18 protein-coding genes are annotated in these 19,709 nt (G+C 73.7%); 10 read left to right on the top strand and 8 right to left on the bottom strand.

Annotated features, from left to right (window positions below; translation table 11 throughout):
* The first annotated feature begins 90 nt into the window (after nt 1-90).
* From KIS93_RS30350 to KIS93_RS30335, 4 genes are all read left to right on the top strand, one after another.
* Nucleotides 91-1,296 carry a hypothetical protein gene (locus KIS93_RS30350; RefSeq protein ID WP_080044425.1) on the top strand — a complete coding sequence of 402 codons (1,206 nt, stop codon included), beginning with the start codon at nt 91-93 and terminating at the stop codon, nt 1,294-1,296.
* 113 nt (nt 1,297-1,409) lie between these two features.
* Entirely contained in the window at nt 1,410-2,435 is a 1,026-nt protein-coding gene (locus KIS93_RS30345; protein WP_080044426.1) for a hypothetical protein, read from the top strand.
* 11 nt (nt 2,436-2,446) lie between these two features.
* Entirely contained in the window at nt 2,447-2,986 is a 540-nt protein-coding gene (locus KIS93_RS30340; RefSeq protein WP_080044427.1) for a MarR family winged helix-turn-helix transcriptional regulator, read from the top strand.
* Between the two features lie 44 nt (nt 2,987-3,030).
* Nucleotides 3,031-3,462, top strand: coding sequence for an STAS domain-containing protein (locus KIS93_RS30335; protein ID WP_186404516.1), 432 nt, complete (start codon nt 3,031-3,033; stop codon nt 3,460-3,462).
* A gap of 72 nt (nt 3,463-3,534) precedes the next feature.
* Here the strand turns inward: KIS93_RS30335 and KIS93_RS30330 are convergent, their stop codons facing one another.
* Nucleotides 3,535-4,941 carry a dihydrolipoyl dehydrogenase family protein gene (locus KIS93_RS30330; RefSeq protein ID WP_080044429.1) on the bottom strand — a complete coding sequence of 469 codons (1,407 nt, stop codon included), beginning with the start codon at nt 4,939-4,941 and terminating at the stop codon, nt 3,535-3,537.
* 159 nt (nt 4,942-5,100) lie between these two features.
* Between KIS93_RS30330 and KIS93_RS30325 the strand changes: the two genes are divergently transcribed.
* Together KIS93_RS30325 and KIS93_RS30320 are read left to right on the top strand one after the other, a co-directional pair.
* Nucleotides 5,101-6,204, top strand: a complete 1,104-nt coding sequence (locus tag KIS93_RS30325; RefSeq protein ID WP_080044430.1) for a sialidase family protein — start codon at nt 5,101-5,103, stop codon at nt 6,202-6,204.
* A 95-nt stretch (nt 6,205-6,299) separates the two neighbouring features.
* Nucleotides 6,300-7,235, top strand: a complete 936-nt coding sequence (locus KIS93_RS30320) for a LysR family transcriptional regulator (protein WP_080044431.1) — start codon at nt 6,300-6,302, stop codon at nt 7,233-7,235.
* Here KIS93_RS30320 and KIS93_RS30315 read toward each other — a convergent pair.
* From KIS93_RS30315 to KIS93_RS30295, 5 genes are all read right to left on the bottom strand, one after another.
* A complete protein-coding gene (locus KIS93_RS30315) occupies nt 7,232-8,155 on the bottom strand; it encodes an SMP-30/gluconolactonase/LRE family protein (protein ID WP_222107664.1) in 924 nt (307 codons plus the stop codon). The two genes, KIS93_RS30320 and KIS93_RS30315, sit on opposite strands and share 4 nt — an antisense overlap.
* A gap of 9 nt (nt 8,156-8,164) precedes the next feature.
* Complete coding sequence (locus tag KIS93_RS30310; protein WP_080044433.1) at nt 8,165-10,021, bottom strand: CheR family methyltransferase; 1,857 nt, start codon at nt 10,019-10,021, stop codon at nt 8,165-8,167.
* A gap of 28 nt (nt 10,022-10,049) precedes the next feature.
* Nucleotides 10,050-11,060 (bottom strand): chemotaxis protein CheB, encoded by a 1,011-nt coding sequence (locus KIS93_RS30305; RefSeq protein WP_080044434.1) that lies wholly within the window; start codon nt 11,058-11,060, stop codon nt 10,050-10,052.
* Between the two features lie 38 nt (nt 11,061-11,098).
* The gene (locus tag KIS93_RS30300; RefSeq protein WP_080044435.1) at nt 11,099-11,866 is read right to left on the bottom strand and encodes an STAS domain-containing protein; all 768 of its coding nucleotides are present in this window, start codon (nt 11,864-11,866) and stop codon (nt 11,099-11,101) included.
* Between the two features lie 112 nt (nt 11,867-11,978).
* Nucleotides 11,979-13,523 (bottom strand): IucA/IucC family protein, encoded by a 1,545-nt coding sequence (locus tag KIS93_RS30295; RefSeq protein ID WP_080044436.1) that lies wholly within the window; start codon nt 13,521-13,523, stop codon nt 11,979-11,981.
* An 80-nt stretch (nt 13,524-13,603) separates the two neighbouring features.
* Between KIS93_RS30295 and KIS93_RS30290 the strand changes: the two genes are divergently transcribed.
* Nucleotides 13,604-15,223: an IucA/IucC family protein gene (locus tag KIS93_RS30290; protein WP_186404515.1), complete on the top strand. Its 1,620-nt coding sequence runs from the start codon at nt 13,604-13,606 to the stop codon at nt 15,221-15,223.
* A gap of 108 nt (nt 15,224-15,331) precedes the next feature.
* On the opposite strand, the gene KIS93_RS30285 is transcribed toward KIS93_RS30290, so the two are convergent.
* Both KIS93_RS30285 and rfaE2 read right to left on the bottom strand, forming a co-directional pair.
* Entirely contained in the window at nt 15,332-15,874 is a 543-nt protein-coding gene (locus tag KIS93_RS30285; protein WP_186404514.1) for a DUF6789 family protein, read from the bottom strand.
* Between the two features lie 29 nt (nt 15,875-15,903).
* Nucleotides 15,904-17,328 (bottom strand): D-glycero-beta-D-manno-heptose 1-phosphate adenylyltransferase, encoded by a 1,425-nt coding sequence (gene rfaE2 / locus KIS93_RS30280; protein WP_080044438.1) that lies wholly within the window; start codon nt 17,326-17,328, stop codon nt 15,904-15,906.
* 83 nt (nt 17,329-17,411) lie between these two features.
* Here rfaE2 and KIS93_RS30275 point away from each other — a divergent pair, with 83 nt between their 5' ends.
* Genes KIS93_RS30275 through KIS93_RS30265 form a run of 3 tightly spaced genes read left to right on the top strand, consistent with a single transcriptional unit; the run spans nt 17,412 to nt 19,632 of the window.
* On the top strand, nt 17,412-18,227 hold the full coding sequence (locus KIS93_RS30275) for a glycosyltransferase family 2 protein (protein ID WP_080044439.1): 816 nt from the start codon (nt 17,412-17,414) through the stop codon (nt 18,225-18,227).
* The gene (locus KIS93_RS30270) at nt 18,224-19,300 is read left to right on the top strand and encodes a glycosyltransferase family 9 protein (protein WP_080044440.1); all 1,077 of its coding nucleotides are present in this window, start codon (nt 18,224-18,226) and stop codon (nt 19,298-19,300) included. Before KIS93_RS30275 ends, KIS93_RS30270 begins: the two co-directional genes overlap by 4 nt.
* Complete coding sequence (locus KIS93_RS30265; protein WP_155128894.1) at nt 19,297-19,632, top strand: hypothetical protein; 336 nt, start codon at nt 19,297-19,299, stop codon at nt 19,630-19,632. The genes KIS93_RS30270 and KIS93_RS30265 overlap by 4 nt, the downstream gene beginning before the upstream one ends.
* Nucleotides 19,633-19,709 lie beyond the last annotated feature (77 nt).

Genomic DNA, 19,709 nt, shown 5'->3' with positions numbered 1-19,709 from the left:
TGAGGCAAAGAAGCGTGTCGCCCGCGCGGCCCCGGGAAACCCGTCTGGCAACGTCTACCAGGGCATTTTTCTCACTGGTGGAGGGGCTTCATGCGTCGTCGCGTCGTCGGCGACGGCGAGCACGCCGATCGGCTGCTCGCCGCCGCCCGGGCCTGCTGGGGAAACGGTCCGGGCGGTGCCGGCTGCGTCGTGGCGGAGGCGTATGACGAGGATCTGCGGGTCGTGGCGCGCACGCTCACCGTCGCCAGGGTCGTCTGCGGGCTGCTGAAGGCCCGGCTGGCCGTCCTGACCAGGCCGGAGTGGATGCCGCTGGCCCGCGCGTTCGGCGCCGCCCAGGAGCCGCGGCCCGAGGCGCCGCCCGTCGCGCTCGTCACCAGCAGGGCCGAGCCGGCCGTGCCGCGCGAGATCCCCGTCGTGCACGTGCATGGCACCGGGACGCTGCAGGCGTACGCGCTCTTCCCCGACCAGGGGCCGTGCTCGCTCCAGGACGAGCTGCCCGCCAGGATCGGCGCCTTCTTCGAGCGGCACGTCTGGCCGCACAGGGCGCTGATCAGGCCCGGCGCCGAGCGGGTCGCCTGGCGGGCGAGGAGCGGCTACCAGGTCCGTACGGACACCGAGCGCCGCCAGCTCCGCCACCAGGGCTGCGCCCGGCTCGGCCTCGACGCCGACCGGCCCACGATCGCGGTGCTCGGCCACGCGCCGGACCGGGACGCCGAACTGTTCGGCGTGACGGCCGCGCTCGCCGCCGCCGACGAGCGCGCCAACTGGCTCTTCACCGACCCCGTGCCCGCCGATGGGCATCCCCGCATCCGGTGCGTGGGCGGCACGCTGTCCACCACCATGTTGTGGAGCATGGCGGACGCCGCCGTCGCGTTCGGCGACAGCGACCTGCCCGCCTTCGGCATCCCCGTCATCCAGGCCGGCTGGTCGGCGGGCGGGGCCTGCGGGGCCGCGCACGTGCCGGGCTCGCCGGAGGAGCACCGGCGGCTGCTCGAAGAGGCCGTCGCCCGGCACGCCAAGGGCGAGTCCCTGCTCGGGCCCGAGCAGCGCGAGCGGGCCCGGCTGTGGATGTGGCTGCGCCGCTGCGGCGCCGACGTGCCCACCCAGCTCCTGGCGCACTGGGAGCAGGGCAGCGACTACGCCCGCACGCTCGCCGTGAACCTGCGGCACGTGGAGCCGGGCGCCGACCCCCTCCAGGGGGCGGTGCGGCGGATGTGGGAGCGGCGCGAGCCCCTGCTCACCCGCTTCGACTTCCACGACCAGGGCGCGCTCGCCTGCCTGGGGAACGCCCGATGAGCCTTCCCGGGGGGCGTCCCCTTCGAGAACACCCGTCGCGTCCTTCCGCGGGACGCCCGCCGAGTCCCATGAGCGGCCGCCCCGGTGCGGCCCCTTCCCTCCAGGAGCATCCGATGACCAGCTCAGGATCCGCCACCGACCTGGACCAGGTGATCCTTCCCGCCATCCCGCCCGTGCACCTGACCAACGGCCGGATCGCGCCGCTCCAGGTCACCGACCGGCTGCGGCGCGGCAGCCAGATCGTGGGCAGGTTCGAGACCTCCGGGCTGGCCGGGTTCAAGGTCTCGGCGCAGGGCCGGCCGCTGCGGGTGCTGGTGTCGCTGTCGGCCGACGAGCGGTCGGTGAGCGGCTGGTACGAGGGCAACACCGAGCCGGCCACGCTGCCCCGGCTGATCCAGATCCGCTCCCAGGGGCTGCTGCGCCAGTGCGTGCTGCTGCGCGGCAAGAGGGCGCACGCCCGCGTGGCGTTCGACCTGACGCCGGAGGAGATCCCCGACGACGGCCTGATCTGCGTCGAGGCGCTCGACATCACCGAGGGCGACGGCGTCTGCGACGAGGTGCGCCGGGCCGTGTCCGGGCGCGTCGCCCCCGACGGGGTGGCCGGGGTGCGGCTGGACAAGGTCGTGTTCGAGGAGCCGCCGCCGGTGGACTACGACCCCGACACGCTCGACGGCTCGCGCTGCGAGGTGTACTCGCTGATCAGCGCCGGCGGGCTGGCCAACGTCAACCGGCAGGGCGTGCGGGTGCTGCGCTCCGGCATGTTCGTGGTCAACCCGGTGCTGAAGGACCGGTTCGGGTCGAGCGGGCGCATCACGCTCCGGCTCGGCACCCGGGCCGAGGCGGTCAGCATGATCCCCGCGACGTGGCGGCGGCTCAACAGCGAGCTGCGCTGGCTGCGGCACGCCACCAGGAAGATGCTGCACGCGGCGGCGCCGTCCGTGGAGCGGATCATCAGCATCAGGGACGGTGACCTGGGCGCGCCCGCGCAGACCGTGCACGGCAACATCACCGAGCTGCACCTGGACAGCCCGGCCGGCTCGCCCCTGCTGGTGATCCTCGCCCCCTGCCCCGACTCCGTGCCCACCCTGGAGTCGGGTGCCGCGCACCAGGATCAGGGGAGCGACCCCGCCGACGGCTAAGATGCGAGGTCATGGGCGACGCCGTTGACAGGATCCTCGATCAGTGGCGCCGCGAGCGGCCCGACCTCGACCTGTCGGCCATGGGCGTCTTCGGCCGGCTGGCCCAGGTCATGCGGCTGATGATGCCGCAGGTCGACCAGGTCTTCACCAAGCGCGGGCTGCGGCAGGGCGAGTTCGACGTCCTGGCCGCGCTGCGCCGGGCCGGGCCGCCGTACACGCTGATCCCCTCCGAGCTGTCCGACGTGCTGATGATGTCGCGCGCCGGCATGACCAACCGGCTCGACCGGCTGGAGGCCGCCGGGCTGGTCGAGCGCAGCCTCGACCCGGCCGACCGGCGCAGCTTCCGCGTCCGGCTGACCGAGGAGGGGCTGCGGCTGATCGACGACGCGCTCACCGAGCACGCCGCCAACCTCGCCCGCCTGGCCGCCCCGCTCACCCCCGAGGACGTCGAGACGCTCTCCGAGCTCATGCGCAAGCTGGTCAACGGTCCTCTTGGTAATCCCGGGAACGACGGTGCCCGATTGACCGGGAAAAGTAGCGATCACCTGTGATAACGCCGCTGAGCGGGCAGGGGATTCAGGTGGGCACGAGCGGTTTGCGAATCGAGACGACCCGGCATCTCCCTTGCACGGTCCTGCGCGCCAGCGGCGTGCTCGACCACGACGGGCGCGTCCGCTTCAGTGCCCGCATCAACGACGTGTGGGACTGGTCGCCCGGGCCGACCCTCGTGTTCGACCTGGCCGACCTCGACTTCTTCGACTCGTCGGTCATCGGGGTGCTGGGCCTGGCCATGCAGCGGATGGCCGAGGAGGGCAGCGGCCGGATCTTCGTGGTCCGGCCGTCCGACCACCTGCTGTCGGTGCTGCGCCTGACGGACCTGCTCTCGCGCGTGGAGGTGCGCGACAGCGTCGAGGAGACGGTGGCGGAGCTGATGCTGGAGCCGGAGGAGCGCGGCGGGCCCGCCGCGCCCGCCCGGATCCCGCCGCAAATGACCGCGCGCCTGGACGTGCGGCGGGAATGCGGCTGACCGGCCGGCGCCCCTCCTCCAGGCTGTAGGTCTCGGCGGACCTCCTCCAGGCCGTAGGTCTCGGCGGACCTCCTACAGGCCGTAGGTCTCCAGGAGGCGCAGCCAGATCTCGCTCACCGTCGGGAACGACGGCACCGCGTGCCAGAGCCGGTCGAGCGGCACCTCGGCCGTCACCGCGATCGTCGCCGCGTGCAGCAGCTCGGCCGCGCCGGGGCCGGCGAAGGTGACGCCGAGCAGCACCTTCCTGTCCTCGTCGACGATGGCCCTGGCCTTGCCGCGGTAGCCGTCGCCCAGCAGGTAGGCCCCGGTGACCGCCCCCATGTCGTAGTCGACCACGCGCACGCGGAAGCCGTCGGCGCGGGCCGCCTCCTCGGTGCGGCCCACCGCGCAGATCTGCGGGTCGGTGAAGACGACCTGGGGTGCGCCGTAGCCGCCCGCCAGGTCGCGCATCGCGGGCAGCTCGTCGCCCCGCGCCCGCGCCGCGATCACGTCGCCGCAGATCCTGGCCTGGTACTTGCCCATGTGCGTCAGCAGCACCCGCCCGTTGACGTCGCCGACGGCGTACAGCCAGCCGCCCTCGACCCCGGTGGCGCGCAGGCTGTCGTCCACCTCGACCGGCCGGTCCTCCGGCAGGCCCACCGAGGCGAGCCCCAGGTTGCGGGTCGCGGGGTGGCGGCCGGTCGCCACCAGCAGCTCGTCGGCCTCCAGCGGCGGCCCCTCCGGCAGGTGCACGGTGACCTTCCCGCCGGGCTCCGGCCGCTCGACCCGGACGACGTCGGTGTGGGTGCGCACGTCGATGCCCGCCTCGGCGAACGACTCGGCGAGCAGCTCGCCCGCGAACGGCTCCATGCGGTTGAGCAGCCCGCCGCCGCGCACCAGCACGGTGGTCTGCCGGGCGCCGAGCCCGTGCATGGCCTGCGCCATCTCGCAGGCGACCACGCCGCCGCCGATCACGACCAGCCGCTCGGGGATCGCGGTCGCCGCCGTCACCTCGTGGCTGGTCCAGGGGGCCGCCTCGGCCAGGCCGGGCGTGGGCGGGATGGCGGCGGTGCTGCCGGTCGCCAGCACGACGGCCTGGCGGGCGGTCAGCACCCGCTCCGCGCCGTTCTCCCCCGTCACGAGGACGCGCTTGGGGCCGTCGAGGCGGCCGCGGCCGCGGACGAACTCGGCCGGGACGCCCTCGACCCAGCGCACCTGGCCGGCGTCGTCGTAGCCGGAGACGGCCTCGTCGCGCCTGGCCAGCACCTTGGCGACATCGATCGGGCCGAGCGACAGGCCGGGCACCCGCGCCACCTCGCCCGCCAGGTCGATCGGCCGCAGCAGCGCCTTGCTCGGCACGCACGCCCAGTAGGAGCACTCGCCGCCGGCCAGCCGCTCCTCGACGATGGCCGCGGTCAGGCCGCCCCGCACGGCGCGGTCCACGACGTTCTCGCCCGCCGGCCCCGCCCCGATGACGATGACATCGAACTCGTCAGCCACCCCTGCCTCCACAAGACTCGTTCGGCTATCGAGAAGATGCTTTCACGGCCGATCGGCGCCCCGCGAACCCGGCCCCGAGGCGCGGGTCACCCCCGGCCATTCGCCCGCACGTAGGGGCGGCGTCGAAGTCCGTTAACCCGCGCGCCCTAGCGTGCCCGCATGGCGGATGACTACCCGACTTCGGTGCCGTTCCGGCAGGCGACGGACGGCTACCACACGTTCCGGATCCCGGCGGCCGTGGTGACGCGGGCCGGCACGGTGCTGGCGTTCGCGGAGGGGCGGCGCGGGTCGGCGTCCGACTCCGGGCACATCGACCTGGTGCTCAAGCGGTCGTCCGACGGCGGCCGGACGTGGGGCGGGCTCCAGGTGGTGGCGACGGAGCCGCAGCGGGGCACGGCGGGGAACCCGGCGCCGGTGGTGCTCGACGACGGCCGGATCCTGCTCGTCTTCGTGCGGCAGGGCCCGTCGGCCACCGAGGAGAAGATCCGGCGCGGCCAGGTCCCCGCGGCGGCAGGGCGGCGGGTGTTCGCACAGGTCAGCGAGGACGACGGGGCCACGTGGTCGGCGCCCAGGGAGATCACCGGGAGCGTGAAGAAGCCCGAGTGGCGGTGGTACGCGACCACGCCCGGGCACGCGGTCCAGCTCCGGCAGGGCGAGCACGCCGGGCGCGTCGTCGTGCCCGCCAACCACTCGCTGCCGCCCAGCGGGCAGGACAACGGCACCGAGGGCAAGTACAACGGCGGCCACGCGCTGCTGAGCGACGACGGCGGGCAGACCTGGCGCATCGGGTACGTCGACGACAACCCCGACGGCTACGTCAACGTGAACGAGACCACCGCCACCGAGCTGCCCGGCGGCCGGCTCTACCTCAACACCCGCACCGACTCCACCGCCCCCGGCACCAGGGCCGACGCCTGCTCGGCCGACGGCGGGCAGACGCTGGAGCTGCCGTTCCGCCCGCAGGCCGGGCTCGCCGGGCCGGTGGTGGAGGGCAGCGTGCTGTGGTGCGACGAGCCGGAGGTGCTGCTGTTCTCGGGGCCCGCGGCGCCCGACGCGCGGGCCCTGATGACCGTGCGCGCCAGCCACGACCACGGCGTCACCTGGCGGGTGGCGCACACGGTGTCGGGGCTGCCCGCCGCCTACTCCGACCTGGTGCGGGTGGACGGCGAGACGGTGGGCCTGCTGTTCGAGACGGGGAACTTCGGCCCGTACGAGAGCATCGCCTTCCGCCGGATCCCGGTCGCGGAGCTGGCCGCCCGCTGAGGGGAGCCAACGGCCGGCCGGGCGCTGCCGGGAGCCACTGGCCGGCCGGGCGCTGGGGGAGCCGCCGGGCGGCTGGGCGCGCGTAAGCTGCGGCGGTGGACACGGAAGCGGTGCGATCGTTCGTCCGGGCGGCGGAGCTCGGCCAGTTCCAGTACGCGGCCGACGAGCTGGGCGTGACCCAGCAGGCGGTCTCGAAGCGGATCGCCGCCCTGGAGCGCGAGCTGGAGGTGCGCCTGTTCACCCGCACCGCCCGGGGGGTCGAGTTGACGCCCGGCGGCCAGGCGTTCCTCCCGCACGCGCGGGGCATCGTCGCGGGCGTCGAGCACGCCATGGGCGCGGTCCGGCCCGACGCGCGGCTGCTGCGGATCGACGTGCTGGGCTTCCGCAGCGCGCAGGCCGTCGTCCTGCACGACTACTGGCGCTCGAACCCCGGGATCCAGCTCGACGTGGTCGCGTTGAAGGCGGGTGACCCCGGGACGGCGGTCGCGGCCGTCCGGGCGGGCGAGGTCGACGCCTCCTTCCGGGCCGTCACCGACCCGGCCGCGCTGCCCCGCGACGTCGAGATGGCCCGGGTGCTCGACGTCCCCTTGGAGCTGCTCGTGGGGCCGGGGCATCCGCTCGCCGCCGCCCGTACGGTGACGCCGGAGCAGCTGCGCCCGCACCGGATCCGGATCGCGGGCCTCGCGCCGCGCAGCGAGTGGGCCGACTTCTACGACCAGCTCGCCACCGCCTTCGGCCTGCGCATCGACGGGGAGGGCCCCAACTTCGGGATCGAGCCCTTGCTCGACACGCTCGCGGAGTCGGGTGACGTGGCCACGCTCGTCGGCGCCCGCGACCGGCTCGCCTGGCCGGCCGGCCACGACCTGCGCCGCATCCCGATCGTGGACCCCGTGCTCGCCTACCCGCACGCGCTCCTCATGCCACGGGCGAACCCGCACCCCCGGCTCCGGCCGATCATTGACTACTTCCGGAGCCTGGCGGGCGCGCCCAGGACGGCCTGGGTGCCGTCCTGGGCCACGTCACGCCGCTAGGGCTCGACGACGATGACCTCGTACGTCGGCGACGTCGGCGGGATCGTGCCGAGGTGGCCGTTGACCACCGCGAGCCGGTGACGGTCGATGAGCGCGGCCGTGGTGGGGAAGTCGAAGAGCGGGCTGGTGATCGTCTTCTCCAGCACGCCGCCGGACAGGTCGTGGCTCAGGCGGAAGCGGGAGACCTGGCTGGTCGAGTTCACCACCCAAAGGCGGTCGCCGGACAGGACGAGGCCGTCGGGGCTCGGCACGTCCACCCCGGCGATGGGCGTGCTGGCGCCGGTGGCGGGATCGACCGTGTAGAGCCGGCCGAGGCCGGTGTGGGCGACGATGGGGGTGCGGCCGGCGACCTGGATGCCGTTGAGGTTGACCTCGCCGCTGGTGTCGGCGGCCGGGCCGGTGACCGTGAGCGTGCGGGCGGGGCCGAGCCGGCCCTTGTGGCCGATCGGCACGAAGTACAGCTCGGCCCGCCCGGAGTTGGTGAACCACACGCCGTCGCGGCCCAGGGCCGCGTCGTTGATGAGCCCCGCATCGGGCGCGGCGAGCTGGTACGTGGCCACCTCCACTCCGGAACGCAGGTCGTAGACGTACGCCTGGCCGGTGAAGCCGCCCGCGACGAACAGCAGGCCGTGGCGGTGATCGGCGACCATGCCCACCGCCATGCGCCCGTCGGGCGCGTCGATGAAGCGCTCGGCGGTGCCGCGCCGGGCGTCGCCGCGGAAGATGTCGCCGCCGAACAGGTCGCCGGCGTAGAAGGTGCCGCCCGGCCCGGCGGCGATGCCCTCGGCGGAGGTGGCGCCGGGCAGGACGATCACGTTGTCCTGTGCCACGGCGGCGGCGGCGGGCGCCCACGCGGCGACCGCGAGGGCCGGCACGAGGAGCAGCCTCAGGAATAAGGAACGACGGGGTTTCACACGCATGCGCATCTCCTAGCCGTCGGAGTTGACCACGTTCATCACCATGATGAGGCCATGAACGGTGTCGTCCTCCGTGCGCAGGTGTGAGAGCTGCACGGTGAGCGGCGCGGGGCGGCCCCGGCGGTTGACCGCGTCGAGCACCAGCCCCTCCACCTCCACCAGCGGGTTGGTGCCGTTGGCGAGCGCGGCGCGCAGGCGCGGCAGGAGCAGGTCGAGGGGCAGGCCGATGTCGAGCCCGGCCAGCGGCTCGCCCACGGCCTCGTCGGAGCGCACCCCCCACAGCTCCTCGGCGCCCGGGCTCCAGACCACCACGCGCAGGTCGTCGTCGAGCACCACCACGGCGTCGCCGAGGCTGCGCACCACCGAGGAGACGAACCGGTTGACCTCGTCGAGCTCGATGGTGCGGGCGGTCAGGGCGTCGTTGATGTGCTGGAGCTCGTCGTTGGTGGACTGGAGCTCCTCGTTCATCGTCTCCAGCTCTTCGTTGGTGGACTGGAGCTCTTCGTTGGTGGTTTCCAGCTCCTCGTTCGTGGACTGGAGCTCCTCGTTGGTGGTCTCCAGCTCCTCGTTGAGCGACTGCAGCTCCTCGTAGGCCTGCTCGAGCTGCCGGTTGGCCTGCTCCAGCTCGTCGCGCAGCTTGCGGTAGCGCGTGACATCGTAGAAGTGGATACCCATCCCGACCAGATTGCCCGAGGCCAGCAGGGGGACGACCGAGACGTCGAAGACGCTGGGCTCCGGCGACCCGACGCGGTGCCAGACGACGTCCTGCAGCTCCACCGGGCGCAGGTCGTGGCGGGCCTGCTCGATGACCGAGCGCAGCTCCACGGGGCGGTAGGAGACCTCAAGGTCCTGGAAGGGGCGGCCGACGTCGCGCGGGTTGAGGTTGAACAGCGCCTCGGCCTTGGAGTTGGCCAGCGCCAGGTTGCCCGAGACGTCGACGACGAGCTGCGCCACCGGGCCGGACGCCAGCGCCACGGACGCCAGCGTCGGCAGCCGCGAGGCCAGGTCGGTGGCGGCGCCGGTGACCGACCACGGGGCGCGGTTTCCGTGGTTGGCCGGCCTGATCTTCCTGAACAGGCGCATGCGCAGGTCGACGGGCTCGAACTTGTCGCTGTGGTTGAGCAGCATCTCCGCCTTGCCCAGGAACAGGAACCCGGGGTCGGACAGCGCGAAGTGGAAGCGCCGGATGATGTTGAGCTGCATCTCCGTGTTGAAGTACATCAGCGTGTTGCGGGCCAGCAGCAGGTCGACGCGGGAGATGGGCGCGTCGTGGGTGAGGTCGTTGCGGCCGAAGATGAGCTGGCGGCGCAGGTCGCGGCGGAAGGTGTAGCCGTTCTCGACCCGCTCGAAGTAGGCCTCGCGCAGGTCGATCGGCACGTCGGCGAGCGCCCGGTCGTTGTAGACGCCCGTGCGGGCGACGTGCAGCGCCTTCTCGTCGAGGTCGGTGCCGTAGATCTTCACCCGGTCGCGGAACCCGTCCATGCCGAGCTCTTCGGCCAGCACCATGGCGATGGTGTAGGCCTCCTCGCCGGTGGCGCACCCGGCGCTCCAGATGCGGATGGGCTGGCCCGCCGGCTTCTGGTCGAGCAGGGCGGGGATGACGAGCTCGCGCAGCCGCTGCCACGCGGCCGCGTCTCTGAAGAAACTGGTGACATTGATCAAGAGACTGTCGAAGAGTCGGGTGAACTCCTCAGGCTCCAACTCCAGTAGATCGCGGTATTCGCCGTAGTCGTGCAGCTTGAGCGCCTCGAGCCGGCGGGCGATCCGCCGGATCAAGGTGTTGCGCTTGTAGCCCGTGAAGTCGAAACCGCGCGTCTCCTTGAGGAGAAGGAGGAGGTCGTCGAACTCACGCTCTTCCTCTGTCGTCACAACGGAAGCCTACGCCGATCGACCCTGCTCAGTCCGCCAGCAGCGTGTCACCATTGCGACCGATGCGCGATTGCAGCATGCGAATGGTGTTCAGTGCCTCGCTGGTGCGTTCCTCCTCCTCGTGGAAGTAACGCAGCGACAGCTCCTGGCCCCGCTCCTCGGCGGAGCGGCGCATGCGCTCCAGCACCCGCAGCCGCTCCTCCAGCCGCTGGATGGCCACCCACAGGGCGCGCTCGACGGCGTCGGACTGCGCGTTGATCATGCTGTCGCGCGACCAGGCGTGGCCGACGCGGCACACGTACCGGGAGGATGTGGCGCTCTTCTGCTCGTAGATGGGGCCGTTGCACTCCGGGCAGCTGAACGCGATCAGTTCCCCTTCCGGCTCGCCCAGGGACGGCGCCTCGCGCAGGAACTGCTCGATCTCGCGCTCCATCTCGTTGTCGTACACCTGGACCTCCGTACTCACAGGGGTACGGCTCTGCTCCAGGACCCACCCGGCCAGCTCGCGCACGGGCAGGGCCCGCGCGGCCGGCACCGCCGTCATGGCGGCTCGCGGCATGCCGGGAAACGCGCACTCCGCAAGATCCTGTACGGCGACCGCACCCCCGTGCTTGTAGATCGCCTCGCACCCTCTCGCCCCGTCGTCCAGGGTGCCGCTCAGCACCACGGCCGCCACGCGCGCTCCCGCGTCGAGAGCCGCGCTCACGAACAGCGGATCGGCCGCCGGGCGGTGCCCGTTGTGCTGCGGGCCGCGCGTCAGCCGGATCATGCCGTCGCTCATGAGCAGGTGGAAGTCGGGGCGGGCGACGTACACGCGGCCAGGACGGATGATCTCCTGGTCCTCGGCGGGGGCCGCCTTGAGCGGCCCGGCCCGGTCGAGGATGCCGGCCAGCCTGCTGCTGCCCTGCGGCGGCACGTGCAGCACCACCAGCACCGCCGCCGGCAGGTCCGCCGGCAGCTCGCTCAGCAGGACCCGCAGTGACTCAACGCCGCCCGCCGATGCGGCGACCACGACCACGTCACGTCCTGGAGCCTCCATGTCCCCCCTCTATCCCGGATGAGAGGCCTCATGCGCGCTCAGGACAGATGGGGCCGCTCCTGGCTCGCCTCGGCCAGCGTCAGGATCGAGCGGGCTTCCGACAGGCTGCTGCGCATGGCCATCAGGCTGTCGTCGCAGCGCCGCCGGGTCGTCAGGAGCCGGGCGCGGGCCTGGGCCGCGGCGGTGAGCCGGTTGTTCAGCGCCTGCTGCTGGTGCAGCGCCTGGTCGCGCAGCGAGCGCGCCTCGAAGATGACCGACGGCAGGCTGCTCACGTCGAGCTCGATCTCGGCCGCGCTCGGGCGGGCGGCCTGGGCGGCCTGGGCGGCCTGGGCGGGCGCCGGCTCGCGCCGCGACCTGGCCTGCGCCCGCACGGGGGACGGAGCGCGCGGCACGGTGCGCAGCCGGGGCAGGTGGCGGCGCCGCAGCGCCGGCTCGGCCGGTTGGTACGCCTCCACGCCCGCCGCCGCCAGCGCCTCGGCCATCGTGGCGAACACCGGGATCGTCGCCGCCGACTGCTCGGTCATCAGCGCGATGAGGCGGCGCAGCGGCGGCTGCACCTCCGCCAGGGCCAGGTGACCGCCCTTCTCCTGCAGCGCGCGATGGGTGCGCGCGAGCAGGTCGAGGCCGTTGAGGTCGCAGAACCACAGATCGCCCGCGGCCACCAGCACGTGCTTCACCGTGGTCTGCGGCAGCGGGTCGAGGAAGGCGGCCAGCACGGGTTTCGTCGTCGAGTCGAGCTCTCCGGTCAGCGCGATCACCAGTGTGGTGTCGTCGACGGGCACCAGGCGTACGGACAGCTGCATCATGGCGAGCCCCCTCCCTCTGGGTCGGCGCGCCTTCGGGGACGGTCGCGCGCGGCAGATTGCGGCTCGAACCCCATCTTCCCGCTCCACCGCCCAAAGAGCCAGAAGATTGGGCTCACGCGTGGCTGTGCGCGCCGAGATAATTCGGCAGACCGGTCCAGCTGTCGCCCGGCGGAGCGCCGTCCAGGCGGGCCACCAGGTGGGCCTTGACCATGAGACGCGCGCCGAAGAGCGCGCCCCTGGCCGCCCGTACGTCGGGGGTGTCCGGCAGCGCCGCGAACGCCCGCCTGGCGGCGGCGGCCACGACCTCCCACAGCCGGTCCTCGGCGTCCCTGTCGCCCTGCCCGAACAGCGCGATCAGGCTGCCGAACGTGGTGCCGGCCAGCGAGCCGAACAGCTTGGCGTGCAGCACCGCCGGATCGTCGCTGAGCAGCCTGGGGCTGACCGGCGGCACCTCGATCCCGTGCCGGGCCAGCCGGGCGGGGCTGATCCGCACGTCGGCCAGATCCCGGTAGACCAGCCGGTACGGCAGGCCGTCCGCGCCCAGCGCCACCAGCAGGTTCTGCCCGTGCGCCTCCAGCGCCACGCCGAGCGCCAGCAGCCCCAGCGTGTCCGTCAGGGCCAGGCGGGCGAACGCGGCCAGCCAGGCGGCCGGGTCGCTCACCATGGAGCGGGTGACGGCGGCGACCGGCAGCACCGTGCCCGGCTCGGCCGTGGGCTCGCGAAGCATGCAGGACAGGTCGGCGCTGTGCCGGCCCGCCACCTGGCCGGCGGCCCCGGCCAGGTAGCGGGCGATGCGCAGGGTGCCGCCGCACTTGGCGGCCAGCGTGGTGAGCAGGTCCGACAGCGGGACGCAGTCGCGGACCGAGCCGGGCGAGATGTCCCTGATCCCCGAGGTCATGCGGGTGGTGAAGGCGGTCTTGAGATGCGGGCCGCCGTCGAGCGGGGCCAGCGTGCGTACGGACATGAGCGGGCGGGCCCGGACGACGCCCGTCGCGTGGGGACGCAGGCCCAGGGCGGGCAGGACGTGCCGGGTCTGCCACGGGTGCACGGGCAGCAGCAGCCGGTCGCCGTCCACGAGCGAGGCCGGCCACGGCCCCGTGACCAGGCATTCGCGCAGCGGCAGCGCCAGGAGGTCGAGGGCGACGGTGGGGCGGTGCTCGGGCATGTACGCCAGCTGCTCGGCCACCGACACGCCGGGCCGGTTGCGGCAGCCCGGATGGTACGGGTGCCCGTCCACCACGCTCTGCTCGTGATCCTCCACGGTGTCGCCGGGCCGCGGGGAGGCGCCGGCGCGCGACAGCGCCATGGAGGCCACGCTGTGGTCGAGGTCGTCCACGAGGCGGGCCGAGCCCGGCAGCCCGAGGGCGGCCAGCAGCTCGGCCGGATGGCGGTACGGGCGGCCGGCCAGCCGGAGCTCGGGTTCCTCCCGCAGGTCGTACGGCCGCCGCTCCGGGCCCGTCAGCTCGCGGCCGTCGGCCAGCAACACGCGGGACGGGCCGGTGGCGGTCAGGCGGGGGAGGGGTTCGTACAGGAGCCCTCGCCACAGCCGCCCCAGGACGGCGGCTCGCGCGCCGGGCAGGGCCGCCGTGTAGCGGTCCGACAGGTCGGGCCGGACGAGAGCCAGTTCGGCGGCGAACTCGCCCTCTAAACGCCTCATATCTCTCATCTTTCCCAGAAACCCGCCTGATAGCTACTCTGTGGGCATCAATGGGGACAAAGGGTAGGAGTAGGGTCGCCATGGCATTCACTGACGGCCTCCTGCCCGCCGCAGGGCCGGGGCTCGAAGCCGAGTCCCTTGCGGTGACGGCGCTGCTGAACTGTCTCCTCCGCGAAGTCGCCACGCCCGCCGACCCCTCGGCTCCTGCCGGCCCCGTCGCGTCCGCTGAGCCCTTCGCGTCCGCCGGCCCCTTCGCGCCCGCCGAGCCTCGCTTTTTTGTGCTGCCCGCGACCGGGCATGTGCTGCGTGTCGGTGGTGCCCGGTTTCCCGCCGAGCCCGCCCTGCGCACCCCCGACGGCTGGCGGCCGATCCCGCTGCCGGAGCTCGTCGAGCTGACCGCCGCCGAGCTGCGGGCCGCCACCGGGGCCGCCAACGACGCGCTGCCCGGCGAGATCCTCGACAGCCGGGACGTCACGGCCGTCCTGCTGGCGGCCAGGCGTGCCACGGTGCCGCCCGCCGACGCGTACCTGCGCTCCGAGCAGGCCCTCGTCGCCGGCCACCGCTACCACCCCGCGCCCAAGGCCAGGGGCGGCGGCGGGCCCAGGGAGTGGCTGCGGTACTCGCCCGAGGCGCGGGCGAGCTTCGCCCTGCCGCTGCTCGCCGTACCGGCGGACGACCTGGTGGTGGACGGGGACGCGAGCGCGCTGGACCGCCTCGGCCCCGCGCCGGGCGCCGGCCTGGCCCTGCTGCCCGCCCACCCCTGGCAGCTCGAACTGCTGGGCGAGACCGGCCTGCGGCAGGCGGGCGTCAGCGCCGCCACGGCGGTGGCCACCGCGTCCATCCGCACGGTGTACCTGCCGGAGGCGGACCTGTTCTGCAAGTTCAGCCTCGACGTGCGGATCACGAACGACGTCCGCCGCCTGTGGCTGCACGACCTGCGCCGCCTCTCGCTCGTCGCGGCCCTGGTGGACGTGGCCTTCGACGACCTGCCGTGCCACCTGCCCCGCCCGGCCGTGCTGCGCGACCGGGGCTGGCGCAGCGCCCGGCTGGGCGGCGACGGGGGTGAGGGGCTGGCCGTGATCGTCCGCGACGGGCTGGGCGAGCACCTGCTCCCCGGGCTGACCGCGCTGCTGGCGGCGGGCATCAGCGAGGGCTTCCCCGGCAACCCGATCGACGGCCTGGACGAGGACGGGGCGCTCGTGTGGTGGGAGCGGTATTTGGAACATGTGGTGCCGCCGGTGCTGCACGCGTATTTGAGGCACGGGGTCGTGCTCGAATGTCACCTGCAGAACGTGCTGGTCGCGGTGGACGCGCACGGACTGCCGGGGCAGGCGCTGTTCCGCGACCACGAGGGCGTCAAGCTGGTCGCCGAGCGCCATCCCGGGCTCACCGCGCCCGTGCTGGGCGGCGTACGGGCGTGGGAGCGGCTGGTCTACTGCCTGCTGACCAACAACCTGTGCGAGATCGCGGGCGCGGTGGCGGAGCGGCATCCCCGCCTGGTCGGCGAGCTGTGGACGCGGGCCAGGGCCGTGTTCGCGGCGGCGGCCAAGGAGTACGGCGACCCGCCGGAGCTGCGCGACCTGCTGGCCGCCACGCACATCCCGGCCAAGGCCAACCTGCTGCTGCGCTGGCTGGACGCCGACGGCGCGGCCATGCGGTGGGTGCCGATCCCGAACCCGCTGCGGCTGTTCGCACCCTGATCGCTCAAGAGCACATCCTGATCGCTCAAGAGCACATCCTGATCGCTCAAGAGCACATCCTGATCGCTCAGAGCACGTCCTGATCGCCTCAGGGCACGTCCTGATCGATCAGGGGCGCTCCTGGAGCCAGGACGGCGGCGCCTGCTCGGCGTCCTCGTGGTGCCGCTTCTTGGACGGCCGCGGCGCGGCACCCACCACGATGCCGTACAGCACGTGGTCGGCCAGCAGCGCCACCCGCTCGGCCCGCCCGTGCCGGCGCGTCAGGCCCAGTGCGGGCGCGATCGCCGTCTCGAAGGCGGCCCAGGCCAGCACCCCGTAGACGGGCCCCGCCCAGCGCCGCCGGCGCACCGCCTTGGGCAGGAGGCCGAAGAACGCCCCGCCGACCGCCCCGTACGTCCAGTGCACGGCCTCCACGACGGCCGGCCGCCGCTCGTCCGGCACGCTGTGGAAGGCTTTGGGCGCGGTCCGCTTGAGCACGGACTCGGGTGGCGTGCTCGGCACCATGCCGAGCGCGGTGGTGAGCTGCCGCAGGCCCGACATCGCCATGGAGCCGATCACGCCTCTGGCGGCCGCCCGCACGATCGGCCTGCGCTCGCGTTCGGGCTGAACGTCCTCGCGCAGGTGGGCGGGCTTCTGCAGGGTCTGAGTCATGGAGTGCCGCCTACCGAACGGCGCGCGGGCTAAACCTCCTCGGGCAGCGAGCGCATCCGTCCGATGATGGCGGTCGTGGAGCGGTCCGGCAGGTAGCCGAGCACCCGCACCTCGCCGCCGAGCGCGCGCACCAGCGGCGCCTCGGGCAGCATCTCCGCCGTGTAGTCGCCGCCCTTCACGTACAGCTCGGGCCGCATCATCCTGATCAGCCGCTCCGGCGTGTCCTCGTCGAACTCGGTGACGTAGTCCACGTCGTTCAGCGCGGCCAGCACCGACATCCGGTCCTCGCACGAGTTGACCGGCCGGCCGGGGCCTTTCAGCCGGGCCACGCTGGCGTCGCTGTTGACCGCGACCACCAGCACGTCGCCGAGCTGCCCCGCCTGCTCCAGGTACGTCACGTGCCCCCGGTGCAGCACGTCGAAGCAGCCGTTGGTGAACACCACCCGCTCGCCCCTGCGCCGGTGCTCGTCGAGGAGCTGGGCCAGCCGCTCGGCCGTCTGCACGGTGCCCTCCTGGCGGCGCAGTGCGCGTACCAGGTCGTAGCGGGTGCAGACGGCGGTGCCCTGGCGGCGCACGACGACGCCGGCCGCCGCCTGCCCGGCCTCCGCCGCCTCCTCCGGCGAGGCGCCGCTCGCCAGCCAGAGCGCGAACGCGGCCGTGTACGTGTCGCCCGCGCCCGTCGCCATGTGCTGCGGCGCGGGCTGGGCGTAGGTCCGGTACGGCGGGTGGCCCCGGCGGTGCAGCAGCGTGCCCTCGCCGTCCAGCGTGGTGACCACGATCCCGGCGCCGGTCAGCTCCAGCAGCCGCTCGGAGCGGCCCATCAGGTACGCGGGCCGGTCCACGGCGCCGCCGTCGTCGCCGAGCAGCCGGACGACCTCGGCGTAGTTGGGCAGCACGGCGGCCGGGGCGCACTCCCGCCACGGCGCGACCGCGTGCGCGTCCACGACCAGAAGCGGCAGCCCCGCCAGCGCCCGCCGCACGGCCGGGGTGCACACGCCGCCGCCGTAGTCGCAGGCCACCACCACGTCGGCGCCCGCGACGGCCTCCTCGACCCGCGCGAGCAGGTCGCGCTCGGCATCCTCGGGGATGACGGACAGGTCCTCCTCGTCGTAGCGGGCCGTGAGCTGGCCGCTGGTGACCAGCCGGCGCTTGTGCGCGGTGCGCCGCCCCGGCACGGTCAGCAGGTCGGTGCCGACGCCGAGCAGCCGCAGCGCGTTGTCCAGCTTCTCCCCGCACTCGTCGTCGCCCACCACGCCGACGAGCCGGACACGGGCCCCGAGCGCCACCAGGTTGGCGGCGGTGTTGGCGGCGCCGCCGGGGGCGTCCTCGGTCGCCTCCAGGCTCATCACGGGCACCGGCGCCTCCTGCGCGAGGCGCTTGGCCGAGCCGTGCAGCCACGAGTCGAGCATGACGTCGCCGACGACCACGGCGTTGATGATCTCATCTGTGCCCATGAGGAGCGTGTACCTGCAAAAGACCAGCTCAAACCCTATATAAGGGAAGTTACGGACGCTGAGGGCCGGGTAGCCAGGCCGCTATGCACCGCCCTTCAGACCTCGACGTGCTCGTCCCGACCAGGGACCGGCCGGCCGCGCTCGCCGTGACGCTGGCCGGGCTGGCGGCCCAGAGCGCCCGCGGGTTCCGGGTCGTCGTCTCCGACCAGTCGGAGATGCCGGTCACCGGTGACCCGCTGGTCGCGAGCGCCGTACGGATCCTGGAGCACCTCGGGAGCGAGGTGGCGCTGCTGCGGCACGTCCCCGCGCGCGGGCTGGCCGAGCAGCGCCAGTACCTGCTGGAGCAGGCGGGCCGGCCGCTGTGCCTGTATCTCGACGACGACGTGTGGCTGGAGCCCGACGCCGTGGGCGTGCTGCTCGCCGCGATGGCGCAGCTGCGGTGCGGGTTCGTCGGGTACGGGCTGCACGGGCTCTCCTACCGCGACGACCGGCGGCCCGACGAGCTGGAGCCTTACGAGGAATGGGCCCGCGAGGTGTGGCCCGAGCGGGTCCGCAGGGGCAGCCCCGCCTGGGGGCGGCACACGCTGCACAACGCGGCCAATCCGCTGCACCTGGCCGAACGGGTGGGGGCGCGGCTGGCGTGGCAGGCGTACAAGGTGGCCTGGATCGGCGGCTGCGTGCTCTACGACCGGGAGCGGCTGGAGGAGTGCGGCGGGTTCGCGTTCTGGCGCTCGGTGCCGCCCGCGCACGCCGGCGAGGACGTCGTCGCGCAACTGCGCGTCATGGAGCGGTACGGCGGCGCGGGGCTGCTGCCCAGCCGCGCCTACCACCTGGAGCTGCCGACCACCGTCGTGGACCGCGGCGCGGAATGCTACGACTACGTGCTGGACCGAGCATGAAGGCACCCGGACCTGACACGAGGGCGCTCATCGGGGACGTGCGGCGCATCGCGGTGCTGCGGGCCAACGCCATCGGCGACTACCTCATGGCCGTGCCGGCCCTGGAGGCGCTCAAACGCGCCTACCCCGGCGCCCGCCTGACCCTGCTCGGCACCGCCTGGCACGCCGCCTTCCTCACCGGCCGCCCCGGCCCCGTGGACGACGTGGTGGCGCTGCCGCCGATCTCGGGCGTCTCCACCCGCGAGCCGGGCCACCGGGCGCCGGAGGAGCTGTGCGAGCGGTTGCGGCAGCGCGAGTTCGACCTGGCGGTGCAGATCCACGGGGGCGGCCGGTTCTCCAACCCGTTCGTGCGCCGGCTGGGCGCCAGGGTGACCGCGGGGCTGCGCGCGCCGGGGGCCGAGCGGCTGGACCGCTGGGTGCCGTACACCGACTATCACCACGAGACCCTGCGCTTCCTCCAGGTGGCGGCGCTGGTCGGCGCCGTGGACGGCGGGCTGGAGCCGCGCGTGGCGGTCACCGCCGCCGACCGCGCCGACCTGGCCCGCGCGCTCGGGCAGCCGCCCGCCGGGCTGGTGGCCGTGCACCCGGGCGCGACCGACCCGCGACGGCGCTGGCCGGTGGAGCGCTTCGCCGAGGTGGCCGATCAGACGGGCCGCCCCGTGGTCGTGACCGGCACGCGCGATGAGCAGGACCTCGTGATGGGCGTGGTCGAGGCCATGCGCCGGCCCGCGATCCCCGTCGTGGGCGCGCTCGGCCTCGGCGGGCTCGCCGCCCTGTACGAGCGCTGCGACCTCGTGATCGCCAACGACACCGGCCCCCGCCACCTGGCCGCCGCCGTCGGCACCCCCACCGTCGCTATCTACTGGTGCGGCAACCTGATCCAGGCCGGCCCGCTCAGCAGGACCGCGCACCGGCCCCTGATCTCCTGGACCACCGCCTGCCCGCGCTGCGGCGCCGCCGGCGTGGACCCGGCCGCCGAGCGCTGCCCGCACGACGAGTCATGGGTGCGCGACGTCACCGTGGACATGGTGGCGGAGCAGGTGGACGACCTACTGACCAAGGGGGACCGATGAGCGGACACGCCGTGCTCGACGAGCTGCGACAGGCCATCGACGAGGTGTTCCACGGCCGCGAACGGGTGGCGATGCGCGACGTCTACGCCCAGGCCTCGCGGCACGTGAACCTTTCCGCCGACCTGCTGACCCACCTCAACGAGCTGCCCGAAGGCCCCTACGACCGGCGGGAGCTGACCGAGGCGATCAACGAGGTGATCACCCGCAGGGGCGAGCAGGACACGCTGGGCCTGCTGGAGGTGCCCCAGCAGGCCGGCGCGGCCCCGCTGGAGTACGTCAACCCCACCCCGACCGTCCCCGACGAGAACGAGGGCCCCGACCTGATGCGCTAGAACTCTTGTCGATCCAGGCATAGCGGGAGCACCACCGGGGCGTCTGAGAGGGTGATGTCGATTCCCTGGAGGTGACC

The sequence above is a fragment of the [Actinomadura] parvosata subsp. kistnae genome (assembly GCF_900323885.1).
Lineage (GTDB): Bacteria > Actinomycetota > Actinomycetes > Streptosporangiales > Streptosporangiaceae > Nonomuraea > Nonomuraea composti.
Note: the sequence above shows the minus strand (reverse complement) of the source record. Positions and strands in the feature narration are given on the sequence as shown.